This window comes from Micromonospora sp. MP36 (assembly GCF_008119785.1).
GTDB lineage: Bacteria > Actinomycetota > Actinomycetes > Mycobacteriales > Micromonosporaceae > Micromonospora.
Genome location: NZ_VSFA01000067.1, coordinates 18165 through 40150, shown reverse-complemented (window position 1 = coordinate 40150; position 21986 = coordinate 18165). Strand labels below are relative to the sequence as shown.

Sequence of the window (21986 nt, the reverse complement as noted above, 5' to 3'; positions counted from 1 at the left end):
CCCGGCAGGTCGCGGACGCCGGCTTCGGTGAGATCCGCCGACAGGTCGCGTACAAGGCCGAATGGAACGGCGGCCGGCGGATCGTGGCCAACCGCTGGTATCCCTCCAGCAAGACCTGTTCGGACTGCGGCGCGGTGAAAGCCAAACTGCCGCTGCGTGTCCGAACCTACATCTGCGACTCTTGCGGCCTGGCCCTCGACCGCGATGTGAACGCCGCCCGTAACCTTGCCGCGCTCGCGCGTGAGGTCACCACCGCCGGGAGTGGCCCGGTGGCAGGACGTGGAGCCGACCGTAAGACCCGCCCCGGCGGGCCGGTGGCCGTGAAGCGTCAACCCGGCACCGCTCAGGCGGGTAAGACCGGGACCGTCCCACCGCAAGGCGGGACATGCCGATCAGTCGCTAGAGCGCACTGACAGGTAACGGTTCAGCCGGATCTCCTTTTTTATTTTTAGCCGAGCCCGCGGCTGAGCACCCGCCGGGGACTTCGAGGGACACGTCAGCTTCGGCCTCGGGGTGCAGACCTCGGGCGGGCGGCTGCCGGTGCGGCTGGGCGAGTCGACCTGGCCGGACGGCACCCACGTCGTCTTGGTGGACGTGCGGCGAGGCTGACCGGCGCGTGGGCGGCACTCACGTCGTCTCGGGGACGGGTGGCGGTAGTTGACCGGCGCGGGCGGCACCGACCGGCCTGGTCGGACGGCCGACGCGGTCGGATGAGGCGTGCCTCAGGACGTCGCGCCGCGGACGATCGCCACGGCCACCCGGCAGAACTCGTCCATGTCCGGGTTGAAGCCGGCGGCGATGTCCGGGTGCAGGCCGGCGCGGGTCTCGTCGAGCAGCCGGCGGCAGACCTCCTCGACGGGTTCGCCCGCGTAGCCGGCGCGGACCCGCTCGGTGGCCGCCTGCAGGGCCGAGGTCAGCTGATCCTCCAGCGGGCCGCGCAGCTTCTGCTGTACCGGGTCGAGCCCGCTCGGGTCGAGCGTGACGTGTGGCTCCGACATGCTGCTCCCTTCGTCGGCGTCCGCGATACCCCACCGCGGCCGTCGGTCAAACCACCGCCGGTACGGCGGCCACCCGGACCTGGTACGAGAAGTCCTCCGCCGGTTCCTCCGCGTACGACAGCCGGCGGATCTGCCGGTCGTCGGCGTAGAGGGCGACGTCGACCAGCACCCCGAGGTGGGCCAGGCCGATGTTCGCCACCCGCTTCTTGTCCTGCAGCACCGCGCACACCCCGCCCAGCAGTGTGCTGGCGTCGGCGGTGCGGTGCCCGGGCGGGCAGCGCAGGGTCAGGTCCACCTCGATCGGGCCGGCGAGCGGGGTCCAGCCGGTGCGCTGGGCCGCCTCACAGGCGGCCTGGAGCAGGGCGCGGACTCTTGCCGCCTGCCGGTGCCCGGCGGCGAAGATGGACAGGGCCTCGGTCTTGACCGGGGGCAGGCCGCTCACCTCGAACATCAGGGCGAGAGCGCGGGTGGTGTCCTGCACGACGGACCTCCTCGGTTGGGACGATCCTGCCCAACCGGTGGTGCCGCAGAGGCGTGTTCGCGCGAGAACCAACCGAAAGGGCGGGCTGGGGTCGGCCGGAGGCGTATCGACGTCGGCGGCGAACGCGCTGGCTGCGGGGCTACGGAAACCTAGCCGAGCGGGCGCGGGCTGGGTAGGTGCGCTGCTCACTGGTTGGGACGGGAGGGGAAAGCGCAGAACTCGTTGCCCTCCGGGTCCGCCATCACCCACCACCGGGTGGTGTCGGTGGGCTCGCGCAGCAGGGTCGCGCCGGCTGCGATCAGCGCGGTGGGGTCCGGGCCGGTCAGGTCGACGTCCCAGTGCACCCGGTTCTTCACCCGCTTGCGCTCGGGCACCGGGTCGAAGACCCAGTGATCCCAGGGGAAGCCTGCCGCGCCCACCACCGAGGCGGCGCCCTCGTCGGTGGTCTCCACCCGGCCACCGGCCACCCCGGCCCACCAGCTGGCCTGGGCCGCCGGGTCGGCGCTGTCGACCACCAGGTCGAAGACCCCGGGCCGGGCGCCCTCGCGCGGCCGGAAGGCGCAGAATTGGTTGCCCTCCGGGTCGGCCAGCACCCACCAGCTGATCTCGGCGTCCGGCTCGCGGACCAGCCGCGCGCCGGCGGCCAGCAGCGCGGCCGGTTCCGGCTCGGCGAGCCGCAGGTCCAGGTGGACGCGGGTCTTGCCGGTGCGCGGTTCGGGCACCGTGTTGACCCAGATCGACTCGGCCTTGGTGGCGGCTGTCCGGGGATCGATCCGGGTGTCGCCGTCGCCGAGGTCGACGAGTTCCGCGTCGAGGATGGCGGCCCAGAACGCGCCGAGCCGGTGGGCGTCGGCGGCGTCCATGCAGAGGTCTTTGAAGCTCGCGATCATGCCCCCACTATGCCGCCCGGCTCCGACACCGCCCAGCGGCGCGGGAGCGGCGGGAGGGCGTGACCTGGCTCACGCGACGCCCCTGTCGGGCTCCTCGCGTGGCGGTCAGGTTTCGCGCTGTGGCAGGTCGGGCACTGTCAGGCGCACGAAACGCCTGGGGCCGGGGTGGATCGTCGCTGGCCGGCCCCGACGGTCTCGCCGTGCGCCGGGGCACGGGCGACTTCCCCGGCCTTCGCCGACGGAAGGGGGAGGGCGATGACGAGGGACCCCGGCGACGCCGCGGTGCGGCGGCGGCCCGGCAGGCGTGCGGCGGCGGCAGCCGCCGTACTGGCGTTGGTGGCGCCGTTGGCCGCGTGCGGTTCCGGTGCAGACGCCGGTACGCCGACGATCAACCTGTACTACCCGCCGGAGCAGAACCTGCAGAAGGTGGTCGACGACTGCAACGCCCAGGCCCAGGGGCGTTACCGGATCGTCTACCGGGTGTTGCCCCGGCAGGCCGACGACCAGCGGGTGCAGATGGTGCGTCGGCTGGCCGCGCAGGACAGCGGGATGGACGTGCTGGGCCTCGACGTCACGTGGACCCAGGAGTTCGCCAGCGCGCACTGGATTCGGGAGTGGACCGGTCAGGACAAGGCGGAGGCGGAGCAGGGCACCCTGGCCGGCCCGTTGGACACCGCCCGGTACGAGGGCAAGCTCTATGCCGCGCCGAAGAACACCAACGTGCAGCTGCTGTGGTACCGCACCGACCTGGTGCCGGAGCCGCCGAAGACCTGGGACGAGATGATCTCCGCCGCCCAGCGGCTGAAGGAGCAGGGCAAGCCGTACCAGGTGCTCACCATGGGCGCCCAGTACGAGGGCCTGGTCGTCCTCTACAACACGCTTGCGGAGAGCGCCGGCGGGAGGATCCTCAGCGACGACGGCAAGCGGGCGGCGATGGACGGGGGTGCCGTCAAGGCCCTCGACCAGCTGCGCAAGCTCGCCACGTCGGGCGTGACGTCGCCGTCGTTCAGCAACGCCACCGAGGACCCGGTGCGGCTGGAGTTCCAGTCCGGCGGCGGCGCCTTCGAGGTCAACTGGCCGTTCGTCTACCCGGCCATGCAGGAGGCGGCGCCGGAGATGGCGAAGAAGGTCAAGTGGGCGCGGGTGCCGGGCATCGACGCGAACACCCCGAGCAAGGTCACCATCGGCGGGGTCAACCTGGCGGTCAGCACCTATTCGAAGCACCCGACGGAGTCCTTTGAGGCGGCCCGGTGCCTCCGCGACGCCGAGCACCAGAAGTTCTCGGCGGTCAACGACGGCGTGCCGCCGACCATCGAGCGGGTCTACGACGATCCGGAGATGGACAAGGCGTACCCGATGAAGGAGACCATCCTGGAGGAGCTGAAGGAGCCGGCCGTCCGGCCGTTGACCCCGGCGTACCAGAGCATCTCCACGGTCATGTCGGCGATGCTGTCGCCGCCGTCGGCGATCCGGCCCGAGCAGACGGCCAGTGAGCTGCGCAAGGCCATCGGCGACGCCCTCGAGTCGAAGGGGGTCCTCCCGTGAGCGTCAACGCCACCCCGGCCGGCGCGGACGTCGCCGTCGAGGCCGAACGCGGCACCGGGCGGCACGCCGCGGTGCCGGCGCAGCGGGGCCGCCGCCGGACCAAGGCTCCGTTGAGCGAGAACAAGCGGGCCGAGCGGCGGCTCGGGCTGCTGCTCTGCGCGCCGGCCGCGCTGGTCATGCTGCTGGTCACCGCGTACCCGATCCTTTACTCGGTGTGGTTGTCCCTGCAGCGCTTCGACCTGCGTTTCCCGGACCAGCGCGAGTTCGTCGGGCTGGAGAACTACGCGACCGTGTTGACCAACCAGTTCTGGTGGACCGCGTTCGGGGTGACCGCCCTGATCACCGTGGTCACCGTCGCGGTGGAGTTGGTGCTGGGCATGGGTCTGGCGCTGATCATGCACCGGACGCTGGTCGGTCGGGGCATCGTTCGCACCGCGGCGCTGATCCCGTACGGGATCGTCACGGTGGTCGCCGCGTTCTCCTGGCGGTACGCCTGGACGCCGGGCACCGGTTACCTGGCGAACCTGTTCGACGGCAGCGCGCCGCTGACCGAGCGGGCCAGTTCGCTGGCGATCATCATGTTGGCGGAGATCTGGAAGACCACGCCGTTCATGGCGCTGCTGCTGATGGCCGGCCTGGCGCTGGTGCCCGAGGATCTGCTCAAGGCGGCCTCCACCGACGGCGCGACGGGGTGGCAGCGGTTCACCAAGGTGATGCTGCCGGTGATGAAGCCGGCGATCCTGGTCGCCCTGCTGTTCCGCACCCTGGACGCGTTCCGGGTCTTCGACAACATCTTCATCCTGACCGCCGGCGGCAACGAGACCTCGTCGGTGTCGATGCTCGCCTACAACAACCTGATCCGGGGTTTGAACCTCGGCATCGGCTCGACGATGTCGGTGCTGATCTTCATCGCCGTGGCGATCATCGCCTTCGTCTTCGTGAGACTGTTCGGCACCGCTGCCCCCGGCAGCGACGACGGGGAGAGGCGCTGAGATGGCCACCGAAACCACCACGCGGGCGAAGCTGCGCTGGGGTCTGCTGGACGTGATCGTCGTCGTCTTCGCGCTGGTCCCGGTGCTCTGGATCGCCTCGCTGTCGTTCAAGACCCCGGCGACGCTCACCGACGGGAAGTTCATCCCCCGGGAGTGGACGCTGGAGAACTACCGGACGATCTTCGCGACCGACCAGTTCGTCCGGGCCTTGGTCAACTCGATCGGCATCGCGCTGATCGCCACCCTGATCGCGGTGGTGCTGGGCGCGATGGCCGCGTACGCGATCTCGCGGTTGGACTTTCCCGGCAAGCGGCTGCTGGTCGGGGTGTCCCTGCTGATCGCGATGTTCCCGCAGGTGTCGTTGGTGTCGCCGCTGTTCGAGATCGAGCGGCAGGTCGGCCTCTTCGACACCTGGCCGGGGCTGATCCTGCCGTACATCACTTTCGCCCTGCCGCTGGCGATCTACACGCTGTCGGCGTTCTTCAAGCAGATCCCGTGGGACCTGGAGAAGGCGGCGAAGATGGACGGCGCCACCCAGGGTCAGGCGTTCCGGCGGGTGATCGCCCCGCTGGCCGCGCCGGGGCTGTTCACCACGGCGATCCTGGTCTTCATCTTCTGCTGGAACGACTTCCTGTTCGCCATCTCGCTGACCTCCACCGAGCGGTCGCGTACGGTGCCGGCGGCGTTGTCGTTCTTCACCGGCGCGTCGCAGTTCGAGGATCCCACCGGGGCGATCTGCGCGGCCGCCGTGGTGATCACGATTCCGATCATCGTATTCGTGCTCTTCTTCCAGCGCCGCATCGTGTCCGGCCTGACCTCCGGCGCAGTCAAGGGATAGGTGGTGTAGTCATGGCCGACATCGTGCTGGACAAGGTGAGCAAGCGGTTCCCGGACGGGACCGTGGCGGTGCGGGACGTCGACCTGGAGATCGCCGACGGCGAGTTCGTGATCCTGGTCGGCCCGTCGGGCTGCGGGAAGTCCACCACGCTCAACATGATCGCCGGGTTGGAGGACATCAGCTCCGGTGAGTTGCGCATCGCGGGGGAGCGGGTCAACGACCGGGCTCCCCGGGACCGGGACATCGCCATGGTGTTCCAGTCGTACGCGCTGTATCCGAACATGACGGTGCGGGAGAACATGGCCTTCCCGCTGCGGCTGGCGAAGCTGGACCGGGAGACCATCAACAGCAAGGTCGAGGAGGCGGCGAAGGTCCTGGAGTTGACCCCGCTGTTGGACCGCAGGCCGGCCAACCTGTCGGGCGGGCAGCGGCAGCGGGTGGCGATGGGCCGGGCGATCGTCCGGCAGCCCAAGGCGTTCCTGATGGACGAGCCGCTGTCGAACCTGGACGCCAAGCTGCGGGTGCAGATGCGGACGGTGGTGTCCCGGCTGCAGCGGCAGCTGGGCACCACCACGGTCTACGTCACGCACGACCAGACCGAGGCGATGACCCTCGGCGACCGTGTGGTGATCATGCGGGGTGGGGCGGTGCAGCAGGTCGGCCCGCCGCAGGAGCTCTACGACCACCCGCGCAACCTTTTCGTCGCCGGCTTCATCGGTTCGCCGTCGATGAACTTCCTGCCCGCCGCGGTGGAGGACGGTCGGCTGCGGACCGCGCTGGGTGACGTGCCGATCGGCAACCGGGTCCGCCATCAGTTGGCCGGCGGTGACGCGCCGCGGGAGCTGATCCTCGGCGTCCGGCCGGAGCACTTCGAGGACGCCGCGCTGATTGACGAGGAGACCCGCCGCCGGGGGCTGGAGTTCGAGGCGCCGGTGGAGATCGTCGAGTCGATGGGCTCCGACAAGTACGTGTACCTCACCGTCGAGGGGGAGCGGGCCAACGCCGCCGAGCTGGAGGAGTTGGCCGCCGATGCGGGCACCGGGGACTTCACCGGCGCGGGCTCCAGCCTGGTCACCCGGCTGTCGGCCGAGTCGTCGGCGCGCGAGGGGGAGAATCGGCGGGTCTGGTTCAACCTGGAGAAGATCCACCTGTTCGACCCGCACACCGGGCGGAACCTGACCCTGCACGAGGGCCGGGCGGCTGGCGCGCTCGCCGACTGAGCGGCGCGGACGACAGGGGCCGGTGGGACGCTCGCCGGCCCCTCATCCGGCCGGTAGCCGGTCCAGCAGCTTGTCCAGCCGGATGGGCAGGTCCCGGACCCGTACGCCGGTGGCGTGGTGCACGGCGTTGGCGACGGCGGCGGCGCTGCCCACGATGCCGATCTCGCCGATGCCCTTCACTCCGGCCGGGTTCAGCTCCGGGTCCTCCTCCGGCAGCCAGTACGCCTCGATCCGTTCGATGTCGGCGCAGGCGCTGACGTGGTAGGTGGCGAGGTCGTGGTTGACCCAGTCGCCGTACCGCTCGTCGAGCAGGCCCTCCTCGTGCAGCGCCATCGACAGGCCCATGGTCATGCCGCCGATGAGCTGGCTGCGGGCGGTGCTCGGGTTCACCACCCGGCCGACGGCGAACATGCCGAGCATCCGGTCCACCCGGATCTCGCCGGTGTCCGCGTCCACCCGCACCTGCACGAAGTGGGCGCCGTACGCGTACCGGGCCAGCGGGCGTTGCGCCCGGACCTCGTCGGCGGTGCTCGCCTCGACGGTCAGCCCGTCGGCGGGCACCGCCGCGCCGGGGACGTGCCGGAGCCGGTCCCGCAGCCCCTGGCAGGCGCGGATGACGGCCCAGCTCCACGAGGCGGTGCCCATCGAGCCGCCGGCGACGCCCGCCGGCGGCAGGTCGCTGTCGCCGATGCGGATCGTGATGCGGTCCGCTGGAACCTCCAGCGCGTCGGCGGCCACCTGCCACAGCGCGGTCCGGGCGCCGGTGCCGATGTCGGTCGCGTTGATCCGTACCTCGAAGGTGCCGTCCGGGGCGGCGGTGGCCGCCGCGGCGGCGGCCCGGGACCTGGCGGGGTAGCTGGAGCCGGCCACCCCGGTGCCGATCAGCCACCGCCCGAGCCGCCGGACGCCCGGCGTCGGGTCGCGGTCGGCCCAGTCGAACCGGCGGGCCCCCTCCCGCAGGCAGGCGACCAGGTTGCGGCTGCTGAACGGCTGCCCGCTGTCCGGGTCGACCGTCACGTCGTTGCGGATCCGCAGCTCGACCGGGTCGACGCCGCACGCCGAGGCCAGCTCGTCCAGCGCCGACTCCAGCGCGTACGCCCCCGGGCACTCGCCGGGTGCGCGCATCCAGAACGGGGTCGGCACGTCCAGCCGGGCCAGCCGGTGGGTGGTGCGCCGGTGCCGCCCGGCGTACATGCTGCGGGTGTAGACGGCGGTCTGCTCGGCGAACTCGTGCACCCCGGAGGTCTGGCTGATCGCGTCGTGGCAGATCGCGGCGATCCGCCCGTCGGCGTCGGCGCCGAGCCGGACCCGCTGGATGGTCGGGGTGCGGTAGCCGAGCGGGCCGAAGAGCTGCTGCCGGGTCAGGGCCAGCCGGACGGGCCGGTCGACCTGCCGGGCGGCGAGCGCGGCGAGCACCACCGGTGCCTTCGCTGCCCCCTTGCTGCCGAAGCCGCCGCCGACGTGCTCGGCGACCACCCGGACCGCCTCCGGGGGCAGCCCGAACAGCTGCGCCAGGGTGGCCTGCACGGGCGTCGAGCCCTGGGTGGAGTCGTGCACCAGCAGCCGCCCGTTCCGCCACTGGGCGGTGGTGGCGTGCGGTTCCATCGGGTTGTTGTGGTAGGCCGGGGTGCGGTAGGTGGCGTCCAGCCGGACCTCGGCGGCCGCGAAACCGGCGTCGAAGTCCCCGTCGGTGGTGTCCGTCGGGTAGCCGGGGTTGACCGTGTCGGGGCGGTACAGGCCCGGGTGGTGTTCGGAGAGGACGGTGCTGTGCGGCTGCGTGTCGTAGTCGATGCGGACCAGCCGGGCACCCTCCCGCGCCGCCTCGAGGCTGTCGGCCACCACGACGGCGACGTACTCGCCCCGGTAGTGCACGGTCGGCTCCTGCAGCAGGAACAGCGTGTCGTCCACGCCGGGGGTCAGCCGGGGCGCGTTGCCGTGGTGCAGCACGTCCAGCACACCGGGCACGGCCAGCGCCGGGGCCACGTCGACCCGGGTGATCCGCCCGCGGGTGGCCGCGGCCGGCACCACCCAGCCGTACGCCACGCCGTCGACCGGGTATTCGACCGCGTACCGGGCCGCCCCGGTGACCTTGTCCGGGCCCTCCAGCCGCGGGTGTTCCCGGCCCACCGCGCTCATCGGGGCGCCGTCCCGGCCAGTGTGGTCAACGCCCGGACGGTGAGGTTGCGGATCAGCGGCACCTTGAACCCGTTGTGCGGCAGGGGGCGGGCCGCGGCGAGTTCGGCGTCCGCCGCCTGGGCGGCCAGCTCGGCGGTGAACGGGCGGCCGCGCAGCGCCTCCTCCGCCCGGTACGCCCGCCACGGCCGGTGCGCGACCGCCCCGTACGCCAGCCTGACGTCGCGGACGGTGTCCCCGTCCAGGTCCAGCGCCGCGGCCACCGAGCCGACCGCGAACGCGAAGCTGGCCCGGTCGCGGGCCTTGAGGTAGGTGCAGCGTCGCGCGAACGGCAGCGGCGGGACCCGGACCGCGGTGATCAGCGCGCCGCGGGGGAGGCTGGTCTCTCGCTCGGGGTGCTCGCCGGGTGTCCGGTGCAGCTCGGCCACGGGGATCTCCCGGGCGCCGCCCGGGTCGTGCGCCTCCACCACCGCGTCCAGCGCCACCAGGGCGACCGCCAGGTCCGACGGGTGGGTGGCCACGCACAGCTCGGACCAGCCGAGGATGGCCAGGTCGCGGTTCTGCCCGTGGCGTGCCGCGCAGCCGGTGCCGGGCTCCCGCTTGTTGCACGCCTTGCCGGTGTCCTGGAAGTAGACGCAGCGGGTGCGTTGCAGCAGGTTCCCCGCGGTGGTGGCCAGGTTGCGCAGTTGCCCGGAGGCGCCGGCGAGCAGCGCCCGGGAGAGCAACGGGTGTTCGCGCCGGATGACCGGATCCGCGGCGAGGTCGCTGTTGCGCACGGTGGCGCCGATCCGCAGCCCGCCGCCCGGTAGGACCTCCACCGTGTCCAGCGGCAGGCCGGTGACGTCGACCAGCAGCTCCGGGCGTTGCACCCCGAGTTTCATCAGGTCCACCAGGTTGGTGCCGCCGGCGAGGTAGGCCGCCGCCGGCTCCGCGTCGAGCAGCGCCACCGCCTCCGCCACGTCGGCCGGCCGGTGGTAGCGGAACGCCTTCACCGTGCCGCCGCCGCGTCCCGGATGGCGGCCACGATGTTCGGGTACGCGGCGCAGCGGCACAGGTTGCCGCTCATCCGTTCCCGTACCTCCGCGTCGGTCAGCTCCACCGGTGCGGTCAGGTCTCCGGTGACCGCGCTGGGCCAGCCCCGGGCCACCTCGTCGAGCATGCCGCGGGCGGAGCAGAGCTGGCCGGGCGTGCAGTAGCCGCACTGGAAGGCGTCGTGGGCGACGAACGCCGCTTGGAGCGGGGAGAGGCCCGTCGGGTCGGCGAGGCCCTCCACGGTGACCACGGTCCGTCCGTCGAGGGTGACGGCGAGGATCAGGCAGCTCTTCACCCGCCGGCCGTCGAGCAGCACGGTGCACGAGCCGCACTGGCCGTGGTCGCAGCCCTTCTTGCTGCCGGTGAGGGCGAGCCGTTCGCGCAGGGCGTCGAGCAGGGTGGTCCGGTTGTCCAGGGTCAGGTTGTGGCCGGTGCCGTTGACCGTGAGGGTGACGGTGGACGACCACCCGTCTTCCGTCGGTTTCGCGCTCTCCCGCACCGGGCCAGACTACCGTTGTCCGGGCGATGTACTGACAAATCCGGCTAATAGCGGGAAGTGGAGCATGCGCGAGGTGCTGGCCATGCTGGACGGCTGGAGCCGGCAGGGTGTCCCGTTCGGACTGGCGACCGTGGTGGCGAGCACCGCGGGCAGCGTCACCGCGCCCGGCGACCTGCTGGCCGTGGACCCGGCCGGCGAGGTGTGCGGCGGCATCCCGGCGGGCTGCGTCGAGTCGGCGGTGCTCGACGCGGCGACCGAGACACTCCGGACCGGTCGCACCCGGCTGGCCCGCTACCCGGTCGGCGGGGACGGCCCCTGGCCGGCGCGGCCCGGCTGCGCCGGAGTGCTGGAGGTCCTGCACCGGCGGGTGACCCCGGACGGCCCGGCGCGGCGGGTGCTCGCCGCCCTCACCGGCCCCGGCCCGGTCGCCGCGGCCACCGTCGTCGGCGGCCCCGCACCCTTCGGCGCCCAGTGCGTGCTGCGGGCGGACCGGACGGAGGGCACCCTCGGCGACTCGAAGCTGGACGACTGGGTGGCCGGCCAGGCAGCCGGGCTGTGGCCCGGTGGCGGCGCCGTGGTCCGGCACCGGGCGGGCCGACCGCCGGTGCGGGTGCTCGTCCAGGCGGTGCCGGTCGCGCCGCAGATGGTGCTGTTCGGCGCCACCGCCGTCGCCGCCGCGCTCAGCCGCATCGCCGCCGGGCTCGGCTACCGGGTGATCGTCTGCGACCCGCGACCGGCATTCACCACGCCCCGGCGGTTCCCGGACGCGCACGAGGTCCACCGGGCCTGGCCGCACCGCTGGCTGGCCGGCACCCCGGTCGACCCGGCCACCGTGCTCTGCCTGCTCGGCCACGACCCGCGCTACGAGATCCCGCTGCTGCACGCGGCGCTGGCCACCCCGGCCGGCTACGTCGGGGTGCTCGGCAGCCGCAGCGCGCACGCCGCCCGCCTCGCCCGGCTGCGGGCCGACGGGGTGCCGCCGGCACAGCTCACCCGCCTGATCGCACCGGCCGGGCTGGACCTGGGCGGCCGGAACGCGGCGGAGACGGCGCTGGCGATCGCCGCGGAGGTGGTGGCCCGGCGCCACGACGGCACGGGCCGGGCGCTGCACGGGCTGGCCGGCCCGATCCACCGCGTCCCGGCTCGCGACCGGCAGCCGGCCGCGTCGCTGCCGTGACGGTCGCCGGGCTGGTGCTCGCCGCCGGCGCCGGACGCCGACTGGGCCGGCCGAAGGCGCTCGTCGAATGGGCCGGCGAGCCGCTCGTTCGGCGCGCGGTCCGGCTGCTGCGCGCCGGCGGTTGCGACCCGGTGCACGTGGTGGTCGGCGCGGGCGCCGGCCGGCTTCCCCCGCTGCCCGGCGCGGTCGCGGTGGTCAACCCGCAGTGGCGGGACGGGCTCGGCAGTTCCCTGCTGTGCGGCCTGGACTCACTGCCGGGCGCCGCCGACGCGGTCGTGGTGGTGCTCGTCGACCAGCCCTGGCTGACCTCGGCCGCGGTCCGCCGGGTCCGGGCGGCGTACGCGGCCGGCGCCGCCGTCGCCGTGGCCAGCTACGCCGGCCGGCCCGGGCATCCGGTCCTGCTCAGTCGCATCACCTGGCCGCTGCTCGCGCCGTACGCGACGGGGGACCGGGGCGCCCGCGACTTCCTGCGGGCCCGGGCCGACCTGGTGACTTCGGTACCGTGCGACGGGTCACCGGCCGACGTGGACACCCCGGCCGACCTGGCCCGAGTCCGGGCGCGTCATCAGGCGTAGAACCGGGCGGCGCATGTGCCGGGTGCGGCAGCTGCTGTGCCCGGCTTGCGTTGCCGGAAGTCGTCCTTGACCTGCGATCAGCTACCTGTATATTCAACTGTCTAGTTAATTAGCTACCCGGTTGAATAGGACATGAAACCCGATCAGCTCAACCGCACCTTCGCCGCCCTGGCCGACCCGACCCGCCGGGCGATCCTCGCCAAGCTGGCCGAGGGTGAGGCCACCGTCAACGAACTGGCCGAGCCGTTGCCGCTCACCCTGCAAGCGGTCTCCAAGCACCTCAAGGTCCTCGAGCAGGCCGGACTCATCAGCCGCGGGCGCACCGCCCAGTGGCGTCCGTGCCGCTTGGAGCCCGCACCACTGCGCGAAGCCACCCACTGGTTGGAGCGCTACCGGCAGTTCTGGGAGGGCAGTTTCGATCGACTCGCCGCACACCTACATGAGATTCAGAAAGGCGACACTCATGGCTGAAACCTCGGCCACCAACGGCACGCCCACCCGGGAGTTCACCATCACCCGCGTGTTCGAGGCACCCCGCCACCTGGTCTTCACAGCGTGGACCGACCCGCGACAGATTGCCCGGTGGTTCGGACCGGTGGGCATCACCACACCCCTGTCCACAATCTCGCTGGACGTCAGACCCGGCGGCGTGTGGCAGCTGCGCATGATCGATGATGCCGACGGCGCGGAGTACCCGTTGACCTTCATTTGCCGAGAAGTGGTGGAACCTGAGCGGCTGGTGCTGAGCACGCGAGTGCCGACCGGGCCGGGGCCCATTGTCCGGCAGGCGGTGCTGACCGTGACTCTCGCCGAGCTTGGGGACCGAACCGAGATGACGTTCCACGTCACGGGCCTCGCAATGAGCGAGGAGAACGCCGGGCTGGAGAGCGGCTGGTCCAGCTCCTTCGATCGGCTCGCCGAACATCTGACCCCGGTCGCGCCCACGTCATCGGGAGCAGCCCGATGACCACCACACCCACCGAAGACATGACGGTATTGCCGCAGGGAGACGTTCGGCTGCTGCACAGTCCGGTCGCGCAGCGGCTGTTGTCGTCGACCGAACTGGCCCGCATCGCGTACGTGGCGTCCGACGGCACACCTCGGGTCTTCCCGATGCTCTTCCACTGGACCGGCGCCGAGCTGGTGCTCTCCACGTTCGGCGGAGCAAAGGTCGCTGCCCTGCGCGCCCGTCCGGCGGTTGCGATCACCATCGACGCCGCTTCCACACCACCGGAAGTGCTGCTCATCCGCGGCCGGGCCGAGGTCACCGAAGTCGACGGGATCGTGCCGGAGTACATCCTGGCTCACCATCGCTACGCCGGTCCGGAGCAGGGTGCCGCCAATATCGCCGCGGTCGACCACCCGGACACGAGGATGTTCCGCATCGCGGTCCGCCCGACCTGGGTTGGCGTGCTGGACTTCCAGACCCGCCTGCCCGGTGGAACCAGCGCGGAGGAGTTCAACCGGCGGGGCCGATCGTGACCGGTACCCGCCCGGGCGCACCGAACCGGGCCACCTACGTCCTGATCCACGGAGCTGCGGCGGATTCCTGGTGCTGGCATCTGCTGGCCGACGAGTTGCGTGGCCGGGGCCACGACGTGGTGGCCGTCGACCTGCCATGTGCCGACGAGTCGGCGGGCCTGTCGGAGTACGCCGACAAGGTGATCCAGGCCATCGGCGACCGCTCCGACGTCGTCGTGGTGGCCCACTCCTTCGGCGGGTTCACCGCCCCGCTCGTATGCGATCGGGCGTCAGTAAGCCTCCTGGTCATGTTGCAGGCGATGATCCCGTTGCCCGGCGAAGCGCCCGGCGACTGGTGGGCCGCCACCGGACACGACCAGGCCAGACGTGAACAGGACACACGCGACGGCGGAGCTGAAGATGATCTGGTGGCCCTGTTCGTGCACGACCTCCCGTCGAAGCTCGCGGCCGAGGCGCTCAGCCGGCAGAAAGCCCAGGCCAGCACCCCCTTCACGGAACCATGGCCGCTACCGGCATGGCCGGACGTGCCGACGAGGTTCCTCCTCAGCCGCGGCGACCGCTTCTTCCCCGCCGACTTCATGCGCCGCGTCGTACGCGAGCGCCTACACCTCACCCCGGACGAGATGCCCGGAGACCACCTCCCGATGCTCGGCCACCCGACCGAGCTGGCCGACCGACTTGAGGCGTACTGGAGCCAGCAGCGCCCACCGAGCGAACCGCCGCCCCACTGACGGTCAAGCAGGCGGCCGCCCGGACCGGCTGCGCCGGCGTCCTGGAGGTCCCGCGCAGCCTGGCCCGCCGCGCCCGATGGGACGGTGCTTTCTCACCTACGGCGCGGGGCGGCGGGCAGCAGCAAGGCCGGGACGAACGCGAGTGCGGTGAAGGCCAGTGCCCACCAGAAGGTGTGCCCGTATGCGGCGGCCCGGGCGGCCGCGCCACCGTCGGCGGCCCCGGTGAGCCGGCGTTGCAGGATCACCACCAGGACGGCGGCCCCGAACGACGCGCCGACCGTCTGGATGGTGGTGATGGCGCTGGTCGCCCGCGGGATCAGGCTGGGCGCGAGGCCCTGGTACGCGGCGGCCATCACCGGCACGGTCGCGGCGGCGATGCCGATCCCCCAGACCAACAGGGCGACCGCGAGCAGCACCGGGTCGGAGTCCGGCCGCACCTGGGTGTACGCCACCGTGCCGCCGACGGCGACCGTCAGGCCGACCAGCACGACCGGACGGGCACCGATCCGGTCGGTGAGCTTTCCGACGAACAGTAGACCGAGCATGGTGCCCACGCTCTGCGGCGCCAGCAGCAGGCCGGCCGACAGCGCACTCTCGCCCCGCACCTGCTGGTAGTAGAGCGGCAGCAGGATCATCGCCCCGAAGATCGACATCCGGGACAGGAAGTTCAGCGCCGACGCCGCGGCGAACGCCCGGCTGGTGAACAGACGCAGGTCGAGGACCGGCGTGGCCCTGGCCCGCAGCGCGTGCACCACGAAGGCGCCAAGCAGCGCCAGCCCGATTGCGAGCGCGACCAGGACCGGCGGAGCGGCGACCGAGCGTTGCACACCGGCCCGGTACAGGCCGTAGATCGTGACGGCGAGGCCCGGCGACAGCAGCGCCAGCCCGAGTACGTCGAGCGATCCGGCGGATGGTGCCTGTGCGGCGCGCGGTATCCCGCGCCAGGCCAGGAGCAGTGCAACGAGCCCGATCGGCAGGTTGACAAAGAAGATCCACCGCCAGCTCGCGGCGTCCACAATCAGGCCGCCGAGCAACGGACCGGCGATCGGCGCGAGTTGTCCGGGAACGGCGACCATGCTCATCACTCGACCTCGGCGCGCCGGACCGGCCGCTTGGGCCAGGATCATCATCGCCAGCGGCACGATCATGCCGCCGCCGATGCCCTGCACCAGCCGGAACGCGATCAGGCTGCCCACCGACCAGGCGGTGCCGCACAATGCCGAGCCGGCCAGGAAGACGGTGAGGGCCGTCAGCCACATCCGCCTGGTGCCGAAGCGTTCGACCGCCCAGGCGGTCAGCGGGATGACCATGGCGATGGCGAGCAGGTAACCGGTGCTGACCCACTGCACCGTCGCGACCGAGGTGCTCAGGTCGTCGGTCAGCCGGGCCAGCGCCACGCTGACCATCGTCATGTCGAGCATGGCGGTCAGCGCCCCCAGCACCACGATGGCGGCCAACCTGACCAGGGCGGAATCGATCTGGGTGGCGCTGCGATCGGAACCAGGTTCCGTCGCGGGGCCGGGCCCGGCCGGGCGATCAGGTCTGGGCGTCGGACCGGAATCGGGCCCGGCCGGCCTGCCTGCAGGTTGCGCGGGATTCGTGGCGGAAGAGGTCATGGCCCAACACTACACCGTGCAGTGTAGGCGCGTACGCTGCACGGTGTAGAAACCATCCACTCCCGATGAGGAGCGCGCCTGTGCCCCTTCCGCCGGCCAACACCGACCGACCGCTGCGTCAGGGCTCCGCAGACAAGCGGGCCGCCATCGAGCGGGCCGCCTTGGCGGTGTTCGTCCGGGAGGGCTATGCGCGGGCCAGCGTTGACGCGATCGCCGCCGAGGCCGGAGTGTCCAAGCGGACCATCTACGACTACTACGGCGACAAAGAGCGGCTGTTCGTAGGCGTGCTGACGGACACCATCGAGGCCAGCGACGCCGTCTTCAGCGCGCTGCTGGACCGGACCCTGCCGGCGGACGGCGACCTGCCCAGCGGCCTGCTCGCGTTCGGTCGTGAATTCGCCACCGCTGTCGCCCGGTCGCCGGAGCGGGCCGCCGTGATGCGGCTGATGATCGCCGAGGCCCACCACTTCCCTGCCCTGCTACGGCAGTTGCAGGGGGCGGGCGCGACCCAACGGATGCTGGCCACACGGCTCGCCACCTTCGCCGACCGCGGGCTGCTGGACCTGCCCGATCCGCTGGAGGCGGCCGGCCACCTCGGGGCCCTGGTCACCAACGCCGTCAGTCTCCGATCGCTGATCGGTGCCGACCTAGTCGACGAGGCCGAGCTCGATCAGATCGTCACGAGCGGCGTACGGGTCTTCCTGCGCGCCTACCGTCCCGATCGCGACTGACCCGTCAAACTAGCCTCCGTCCAGCGCGTCCGCCTCAGGTACGCAGGGACAGTCCGAGGTAGCGGGCGTAGTCGGCCAGGGCGGACTCGACGCGGGAGCGCAGCGCGGCGTCGAACGGCGCCAGCGGCTGCACGGTCACCGCGACGGAGGTCTTGCCGATGGTCCGCTTCCAGGTGCCCACCACCCGGCCGGCGTGGACCACGGTCGGCAGGAACATCCCGTTGTTGCCCGGGACCACGGCGGCGGCGTGCGCCGGGTCGAGCATCAGCGTGCGGTCCTTGAAGCCGAGCAGGTATTCGTCGAACCCGAGCAGCGTGTGCACGTCGTCGACCGGCTCGCGGGGCGCGTCGAGCAGCGCGGCGTCGACCATCGCCTCGACGCCGTCCACCTCCACCGACGCCAAGGCGTCGCCGGCCACCGCGAGGCCCCGCCGCGCGTCGGTGACCGTCAGGCCGGTCCACCGGGCCAGCTCCTGCCGGGTGACCGGCCCGTGGCTGCGCACGTAGCGCAGGGCGAGGATGCCCAGCGCCTCGTCGCGTTCCGGCCGGTGCGGGTCGGGCACCCACTCGTCCAGCAGCGCGAACGTCTGCTCGGTGCCGACGTGCGGGGCGATGCACGTGACGCCGCGCTGGGCGGCGTACCAGAGCAGGTGGTAGCCCCGTTGGCCGGTGGTGTCGATGCCGGCGTCGGCGAGAGTGGCCAGGCACTGGGCACGGGTGAGGCGGCCGCCGCCGGCCAGCGCCGCGCCGAGCACGTCCGCGGCCCGGTCCGCCTCGGCCTCGGTGAGGCCGAGCTGCGCTCGGCGGGTGGCGGCGCCGGCGAGCGTGCGGACGCCGGTCACCGCGAGCATCCAGTGGGCGTCGCGGGACGGCACCAGGTGGACCGTGCCCCGCATCGGCCAGGTCCGCAGCGCCTCCCGCCGCTCCAGCGCCGCCCGCACGTCGGCCAGGGTGCGCCCCGGCAGGCGTACGCCGAGCGACCACAGGCCGCTGGCGTTGTCCTGGGCCTGCATCGCGCCGAACCACTCGACCACCCCGGCGACCCCGTCGGGGCGCGCGACCGGGTGCGGGCGCAGTAGCAGGCTGGTCATCCGCAGCGCCAGCGCCTCGGCGCCGCTGAGCCGTACCGGCACGTGAGGCCTCCCGTCAGTGGTGGACGGTCAGCATAGGGGGCCCGGCCGACATTCACCCGCGACCGGGCGGGTGGTCGCCCACCCGCCCGGGATACCGTCGGCTCACTCCTCCGGCCGGGCCTCGTCGGGCACGTCCGCCTCGACCACTTCCCGGCGGACCTGCGCGTGGGCCGGCTGCTGCTCGACCACCTGGTGCGTGGCCAGCCGGACCCGTTCGACCGGGACCCGTTCCTTGACCACCACCGGGCGTTCGGCGTGCAGCACCAGTTCGCGCTGTTCCACATCGCTGCCCGCCGGAACGGTACCCCGGTCGGCCTCCGCGATCGGTTCCCGGACGAGGGTCGCCTCCTCGTGGGCGACCGGCACGGTGGTCTGCACGTTCTCGGTCACCACGCGCTTGCGGAGCCGGGCGGTGCCGGCCGGCACGGTTTCGGTGCCGAATCGGGGTTGTTCCTCGAAACGGGTCAGCTCCGGTGGCCCGGGCCGTCCGGCCGTGCCCTCGGGCGGCAACTGGTAGTGCCGGCGGAGCAGGGTGAGCTGGTCCACGCCGAGCGGCTGGTCGGTGCCGGGCTCCACGGCGGGGGCGCCGCGGACGGTCGCCCCGTCGTACGGGACCTGCAGCCGCTCCGCCTGCAACCGGGCCGCGTGCAGCGGAGCCATCGACTCGCGCTGACCCGTGACGCCGGTCCGCACGCTGATCCAGGTCGGCCGGCCGCTGGCGTCCTCCCAGACCTGGCTCACGGTGCCGATCGTCGCGCCCGAGCGGTCCTGGACGTCCTGCCCGTACAGCGAGCGGATCTGCGGTTCGCTGAGCCGCATGGTTCGTCCTCCCTCTCGTGGGTCAACCGAGAGGATCCCCGCCCGCGCGGACGGCATGCCCGGGAATCGGGACGAATAGGAGGAGCAGCAGAAGAACACCTGATCGCGCTGCGCCGGACCGCCGGCGGAGCGCGATCCCCCGTTCAGGTGCCCTTTGGGCGGTGGGACGCGGCCCGGCACCGATGCGAACAGGATCCCCGGTGTCCGGTATTACGGGCGCGGTTCCGCGCGGAACTTGCGCAAATCTTGAGCAGCCACAACCGATCGACCGAGCTGAGCCGCAAAACCACCCCTTTGACGGCTGACCGAACGCGAGCGGAAAGGTCACCGCAAGGCGATCCAGTAGCGCCGCACCGGGCCGTGCTCGGTGTCGCGGATGCCTTCGAGGACACCGCCGTTGCGTTCGATCGTGCGGGCCGAGGCGACGTTGTCCGCGAGGCAGGGGCTGAGGACACGGTCCAGGCCCAGGACAGCGCGGGCCTCCCCGAGCATCTCACCCAGCGCCCAGCTCGCCAGGCCACGGCGGCGCGCGGACGGGCGTACGCCGTAGCCGATGTGGCCGATATCGTCGTCGAATTTGTGCCGCAGGGCGATTCCCCCGAGTACCCGGCCGTCCTCGACGATCCACCGCGGTGAGCCGTGCCTCTCGTCTGGGCAGGGGTCACCGGCCCGGTGGGTCAGCCGGACCCGCTCGTGCACCCAGGCGGCGAAGCCGTCGGGCGAGTCCACGTCGTCGTCGGCTCCCAGGCCGAAGCCGTCCTCGTGGAGGCCGGGGCCCCAGTCGTCGCGGCACTCCAGGAAGGCGGCGTGCAGGCGCGTGGTCGGCAGAATCAGCTCCGGCATGCGGCCACGGTATGCGAAGCCGGACCGCTGGACGAGCCGATGACTGGCCGGCTGAGCATGCGACCGGTGGTCGGACGGGCCGCCACCGGCCGCCCCCAGCCCTATCCCTGCTCGGCCGGAGCGTGCCCGGCCAACGCGGGATGATCGAGCAGGTGCGCGAGCAGTTCGGCGAGGATGACCAGGCCGTCCCGGCTGAGCACCGACTCGGGGTGGAACTGCACGCCGGCGAAGCCGGGTCCGCGCAGCGCGTGCACCGCCCCGTCCGCCGGGTCGCGGGACAGCTCCACCGGACCGTACGCGGTGGCGACCCGGTCCGCGCCGGCCCGGGCGGTGAAGCTGGAGTAGAAGCCGACCCGGCGGGTGGCGCCGAACAGCGACACGTCCCGCGGCAGCCCCTGGTACGGCGCGTCCCGCCGGTGCAGCGGCAGCCCGAGCAGCCCGGCGAGCAACTGGTGCCCGAGGCAGACGGCGAGGATCGGCCGGCCGGCCGCCAGCAGATCCGCCAGCAGCGCCCGCATCGTCGCCATCTTCGGCTCGGCCAGGTCGTTAGGGTCGCCCGGACCGGGACCCATCACCACCAGGTCGTACTCCTCGACCGGGCCGGGTTGCTGCCAGGGCCGGCGCGCCACGGTCAGGCCGAGGGCGCCGAGCTGGTGGGCGAGCATCCCGGTGAAGGTGTCCTCGCCGTCCACGATCAGCGCTCGCCGGCCGGCCAGCCCGGGCAGGGCCGTTGCCCCGGGGAGCCGCTGGTCCAGCCAGAACCGGGCCAGCGGCGCGTTGCGGGCGGCGAGCGCGGCGCGTACCTCCGGGTCTTCGGCGAGCGACGGCGTGTCCGGGCCCGCCGGGCCGGGGCGAGCCGGCGCGTCCGGGCCGAGGCCAAGCGCGGCGAGCACCCCCGCCGCCTTGGCGTGCGTCTCCGCCACCTCACCTTCGGCGGTGGAGTGCCGGACCAGCGTCGCCCCGACCGGCACCCGCAGCTCGCCGGTGGGGGAGAGCTCCGCGGTGCGGATCAGGATGGGCGCGTCGAGGGTCTGCCGGCCCGCGGCGTCCCGGCCGAGCAGGGCGAGCACCCCGGCGTAGTAGCGGCGGCCGGTCCGCTCGTGCCGGGCGATCACCCGGCACGCGTTCTCCATCGGGCTGCCGGTGACCGTGGGCGCGAACATGGTCTCCCGCAGCACCTCCCGGACGTCGCGGGAACCCCGCCCGGCTAGCAGGTACTCGGTGTGGGCCAGGTGCGCCATCTCCTTCAGGTACGGCCCGACCACCTGCCCGCCGTGCTCGGCGACGGTGGCCATCATCTTCAGCTCCTCGTCGAGCACCATGTACAGCTCCTCGACCTCCTTCGGGTCGTAGAGGAACCGCAGCAGCGCGTCCCGGTCCGCGGCCGCGCCGGTGTGCCGGAACGTGCCGCTGATCGGGTTCATCATGACCAGGCCGTCGTCCACGCTGACGTGCCGTTCCGGGCTGGCGCCGACCAGGATCCGGGTGCCGGTGTGCACGACGAAGGTCCAGTAGGCGCCGCGTTCGCGCAGCAGCAGCCGGCGCAGCGCGGCCAGGGCCGCCGCCAGGGGGTCGCCCTGCACGGTGGCCCGCAGGGTGCGGTGGATGACGAAGTTCGCGCCCTCGCCCCGGCCGATCTCCTCGGCGAGCACCCGGCCGACGGTGGCGGCGTACTCGGCGTCGGAGATGTCGAAGCCGGCGCCGGTGGTGACCACCGGGGCGTCCGGCAGCGCGGCCAGCGCGTCGGCCAGCGGGATCTGGCGGTGCTCCCCGATCACCAGGCACTCCAGCGGCATCGCGTCGTCGGCGCAGGCGAACCCCCGCTCGGTGATCTGCCGGTACGGGACCAGGGCCAGCGTGCGCGGCCCGGGGCCGCCCTCGGGCAGTGGGATGTCGGCGAGCCGGTCGGCCGTGCGTACCGTGCCGGTGAACAGGTCGAGATGCTCGGCGCCGGCGCGGCGGACGAGCGCGAACGGGCCGGGGTCGACGCCGGCGGCGACGGCGGCGAGCGGGTCGTGCGGGCGGGTCATCGGGTCTCCTCGCTGGGCCGGTGGCCGCCGGCGGGGCGACCCGGGGTGCCGGGGAGAGACCGGCGGCCGCCTCGTCGGGCGGCCGCGTGGGGAAGCTACGCGCGGGGGTGGGCCGCCGGGTCGGCGGGCCACCAGCAGGACAAAAGCGCGGGCATGGCGATCACTCTACGCGACCGCGCCGCCGCCGGGAAGGCGATCACGGGGCCGGCGTGCGGATCTTGG

Annotated in this window: 23 protein-coding genes; 12 read left to right on the top strand and 11 right to left on the bottom strand. The window is 72.8% G+C overall.

Annotation, left to right across the window (positions count from 1 at the left end):
• Positions 1–413 (top strand): zinc ribbon domain-containing protein (locus tag FXF52_RS42575; protein ID WP_222870752.1); only part of this gene is annotated, 413 nt, incomplete at its 5' end.
• Between the two features lie 309 nt (positions 414–722).
• Here the strand turns inward: FXF52_RS42575 and FXF52_RS29615 are convergent.
• The 3 genes from FXF52_RS29615 to FXF52_RS29605 form a co-directional block, all read right to left on the bottom strand.
• Entirely contained in the window at positions 723–998 is a 276-nt protein-coding gene (locus FXF52_RS29615) for a hypothetical protein (RefSeq protein ID WP_148801638.1), read from the bottom strand.
• 46 nt (positions 999–1044) lie between these two features.
• Positions 1045–1449: a hypothetical protein gene (locus tag FXF52_RS29610; RefSeq protein WP_370518040.1), complete on the bottom strand. Its 405-nt coding sequence runs from the start codon at positions 1447–1449 to the stop codon at positions 1045–1047.
• A 215-nt stretch (positions 1450–1664) separates the two neighbouring features.
• On the bottom strand, positions 1665–2369 hold the full coding sequence (locus FXF52_RS29605; RefSeq protein ID WP_148801634.1) for a VOC family protein: 705 nt from the start codon (positions 2367–2369) through the stop codon (positions 1665–1667).
• A gap of 255 nt (positions 2370–2624) precedes the next feature.
• On the opposite strand from FXF52_RS29605, the gene FXF52_RS29600 reads away from it, so the two are divergent.
• The 4 genes from FXF52_RS29600 to FXF52_RS29585 are packed head-to-tail and all read left to right on the top strand — an operon-like array spanning position 2625 to position 6964.
• On the top strand, positions 2625–3914 hold the full coding sequence (locus tag FXF52_RS29600; protein ID WP_148801632.1) for an ABC transporter substrate-binding protein: 1290 nt from the start codon (positions 2625–2627) through the stop codon (positions 3912–3914).
• Complete coding sequence (locus tag FXF52_RS29595; RefSeq protein WP_148801630.1) at positions 3911–4906, top strand: carbohydrate ABC transporter permease; 996 nt, start codon at positions 3911–3913, stop codon at positions 4904–4906. The genes FXF52_RS29600 and FXF52_RS29595 overlap by 4 nt, the downstream gene beginning before the upstream one ends.
• A gap of 1 nt (position 4907) precedes the next feature.
• A complete protein-coding gene (locus tag FXF52_RS29590) occupies positions 4908–5744 on the top strand; it encodes a carbohydrate ABC transporter permease (protein WP_148801628.1) in 837 nt (278 codons plus the stop codon).
• 11 nt (positions 5745–5755) lie between these two features.
• Entirely contained in the window at positions 5756–6964 is a 1209-nt protein-coding gene (locus FXF52_RS29585; RefSeq protein ID WP_148801626.1) for an ABC transporter ATP-binding protein, read from the top strand.
• A 42-nt stretch (positions 6965–7006) separates the two neighbouring features.
• On the opposite strand, the gene FXF52_RS29580 is transcribed toward FXF52_RS29585, so the two are convergent.
• The 3 genes from FXF52_RS29580 to FXF52_RS29570 are packed head-to-tail and all read right to left on the bottom strand — an operon-like array spanning position 7007 to position 10628.
• Entirely contained in the window at positions 7007–9100 is a 2094-nt protein-coding gene (locus FXF52_RS29580) for a xanthine dehydrogenase family protein molybdopterin-binding subunit (protein WP_148801624.1), read from the bottom strand.
• Positions 9097–10089: a xanthine dehydrogenase family protein subunit M gene (locus FXF52_RS29575; RefSeq protein ID WP_148801621.1), complete on the bottom strand. Its 993-nt coding sequence runs from the start codon at positions 10087–10089 to the stop codon at positions 9097–9099. The genes FXF52_RS29580 and FXF52_RS29575 overlap by 4 nt, the downstream gene beginning before the upstream one ends.
• The gene (locus FXF52_RS29570) at positions 10086–10628 is read right to left on the bottom strand and encodes a 2Fe-2S iron-sulfur cluster-binding protein (RefSeq protein WP_148801619.1); all 543 of its coding nucleotides are present in this window, start codon (positions 10626–10628) and stop codon (positions 10086–10088) included. The genes FXF52_RS29575 and FXF52_RS29570 overlap by 4 nt, the downstream gene beginning before the upstream one ends.
• 64 nt (positions 10629–10692) lie before the next feature.
• Here FXF52_RS29570 and FXF52_RS29565 point away from each other — a divergent pair, with 64 nt between their 5' ends.
• From FXF52_RS29565 to FXF52_RS29540, 6 genes are all read left to right on the top strand, one after another.
• Complete coding sequence (locus FXF52_RS29565; RefSeq protein ID WP_148801617.1) at positions 10693–11805, top strand: XdhC family protein; 1113 nt, start codon at positions 10693–10695, stop codon at positions 11803–11805.
• Entirely contained in the window at positions 11802–12380 is a 579-nt protein-coding gene (locus FXF52_RS29560) for an NTP transferase domain-containing protein (RefSeq protein WP_148801615.1), read from the top strand. The genes FXF52_RS29565 and FXF52_RS29560 overlap by 4 nt, the downstream gene beginning before the upstream one ends.
• Before the next feature lie 132 nt (positions 12381–12512).
• The gene (locus FXF52_RS29555; RefSeq protein WP_148801613.1) at positions 12513–12851 is read left to right on the top strand and encodes a helix-turn-helix transcriptional regulator; all 339 of its coding nucleotides are present in this window, start codon (positions 12513–12515) and stop codon (positions 12849–12851) included.
• Positions 12852–12900: 49 nt separating this feature from the next.
• Positions 12901–13347 (top strand): SRPBCC domain-containing protein, encoded by a 447-nt coding sequence (locus FXF52_RS29550; protein WP_222870751.1) that lies wholly within the window; start codon positions 12901–12903, stop codon positions 13345–13347.
• Complete coding sequence (locus FXF52_RS29545) at positions 13344–13862, top strand: pyridoxamine 5'-phosphate oxidase family protein (RefSeq protein WP_255472472.1); 519 nt, start codon at positions 13344–13346, stop codon at positions 13860–13862. Before FXF52_RS29550 ends, FXF52_RS29545 begins: the two co-directional genes overlap by 4 nt.
• Positions 13859–14593 carry an alpha/beta fold hydrolase gene (locus FXF52_RS29540; RefSeq protein WP_148801611.1) on the top strand — a complete coding sequence of 245 codons (735 nt, stop codon included), beginning with the start codon at positions 13859–13861 and terminating at the stop codon, positions 14591–14593. Before FXF52_RS29545 ends, FXF52_RS29540 begins: the two co-directional genes overlap by 4 nt.
• 92 nt (positions 14594–14685) lie before the next feature.
• Here FXF52_RS29540 and FXF52_RS29535 read toward each other — a convergent pair whose 3' ends face one another.
• Positions 14686–16050, bottom strand: a complete 1365-nt coding sequence (locus tag FXF52_RS29535; protein ID WP_255472471.1) for a DHA2 family efflux MFS transporter permease subunit — start codon at positions 16048–16050, stop codon at positions 14686–14688.
• Between the two features lie 239 nt (positions 16051–16289).
• Here FXF52_RS29535 and FXF52_RS29530 point away from each other — a divergent pair, with 239 nt between their 5' ends.
• Positions 16290–16940 carry a TetR/AcrR family transcriptional regulator gene (locus tag FXF52_RS29530; protein ID WP_255472469.1) on the top strand — a complete coding sequence of 217 codons (651 nt, stop codon included), beginning with the start codon at positions 16290–16292 and terminating at the stop codon, positions 16938–16940.
• 34 nt (positions 16941–16974) lie between these two features.
• On the opposite strand, the gene FXF52_RS29525 is transcribed toward FXF52_RS29530, so the two are convergent.
• The 4 genes from FXF52_RS29525 to FXF52_RS29510 all read right to left on the bottom strand — a co-directional run bounded on the left by FXF52_RS29525 (position 16975) and on the right by FXF52_RS29510 (position 21764).
• On the bottom strand, positions 16975–18072 hold the full coding sequence (locus tag FXF52_RS29525; RefSeq protein ID WP_255472468.1) for a winged helix DNA-binding domain-containing protein: 1098 nt from the start codon (positions 18070–18072) through the stop codon (positions 16975–16977).
• Positions 18073–18174: 102 nt separating this feature from the next.
• Positions 18175–18891 carry a PRC and DUF2382 domain-containing protein gene (locus FXF52_RS29520; protein ID WP_187413782.1) on the bottom strand — a complete coding sequence of 239 codons (717 nt, stop codon included), beginning with the start codon at positions 18889–18891 and terminating at the stop codon, positions 18175–18177.
• Positions 18892–19215: 324 nt separating this feature from the next.
• Positions 19216–19734 carry a GNAT family N-acetyltransferase gene (locus FXF52_RS29515; protein ID WP_148801607.1) on the bottom strand — a complete coding sequence of 173 codons (519 nt, stop codon included), beginning with the start codon at positions 19732–19734 and terminating at the stop codon, positions 19216–19218.
• Between the two features lie 101 nt (positions 19735–19835).
• Positions 19836–21764, bottom strand: a complete 1929-nt coding sequence (locus FXF52_RS29510) for a chorismate-binding protein (protein WP_148801606.1) — start codon at positions 21762–21764, stop codon at positions 19836–19838.
• Between the last annotated feature and the right edge of the window lie 222 nt (positions 21765–21986).

Bases quoted from the DNA above. Each gene is read 5' to 3' on its own strand.
- FXF52_RS29510 (WP_148801606.1), bottom strand. From the start codon at position 21,764: ATGACCCGCCCGCACGACCCGCTCGCCGCCGTCGCCGCCGGCGTCGAC.
- FXF52_RS29605 (WP_148801634.1), bottom strand. From the start codon at position 2,369: ATGATCGCGAGCTTCAAAGACCTCTGCATGGACGCCGCCGACGCCCAC.
- FXF52_RS29555 (WP_148801613.1), top strand. From the start codon at position 12,513: ATGAAACCCGATCAGCTCAACCGCACCTTCGCCGCCCTGGCCGACCCG.
- FXF52_RS29520 (WP_187413782.1), bottom strand. From the start codon at position 18,891: ATGCGGCTCAGCGAACCGCAGATCCGCTCGCTGTACGGGCAGGACGTC.
- FXF52_RS29615 (WP_148801638.1), bottom strand. From the start codon at position 998: ATGTCGGAGCCACACGTCACGCTCGACCCGAGCGGGCTCGACCCGGTA.
- FXF52_RS29545 (WP_255472472.1), top strand. From the start codon at position 13,344: ATGACCACCACACCCACCGAAGACATGACGGTATTGCCGCAGGGAGAC.
- FXF52_RS29610 (WP_370518040.1), bottom strand. From the start codon at position 1,449: ATGTTCGAGGTGAGCGGCCTGCCCCCGGTCAAGACCGAGGCCCTGTCC.
- FXF52_RS29590 (WP_148801628.1), top strand. From the start codon at position 4,908: ATGGCCACCGAAACCACCACGCGGGCGAAGCTGCGCTGGGGTCTGCTG.
- FXF52_RS29565 (WP_148801617.1), top strand. From the start codon at position 10,693: ATGCGCGAGGTGCTGGCCATGCTGGACGGCTGGAGCCGGCAGGGTGTC.
- FXF52_RS29585 (WP_148801626.1), top strand. From the start codon at position 5,756: ATGGCCGACATCGTGCTGGACAAGGTGAGCAAGCGGTTCCCGGACGGG.
- FXF52_RS29600 (WP_148801632.1), top strand. From the start codon at position 2,625: ATGACGAGGGACCCCGGCGACGCCGCGGTGCGGCGGCGGCCCGGCAGG.
- FXF52_RS29580 (WP_148801624.1), bottom strand. From the start codon at position 9,100: ATGAGCGCGGTGGGCCGGGAACACCCGCGGCTGGAGGGCCCGGACAAG.
- FXF52_RS29515 (WP_148801607.1), bottom strand. From the start codon at position 19,734: ATGCCGGAGCTGATTCTGCCGACCACGCGCCTGCACGCCGCCTTCCTG.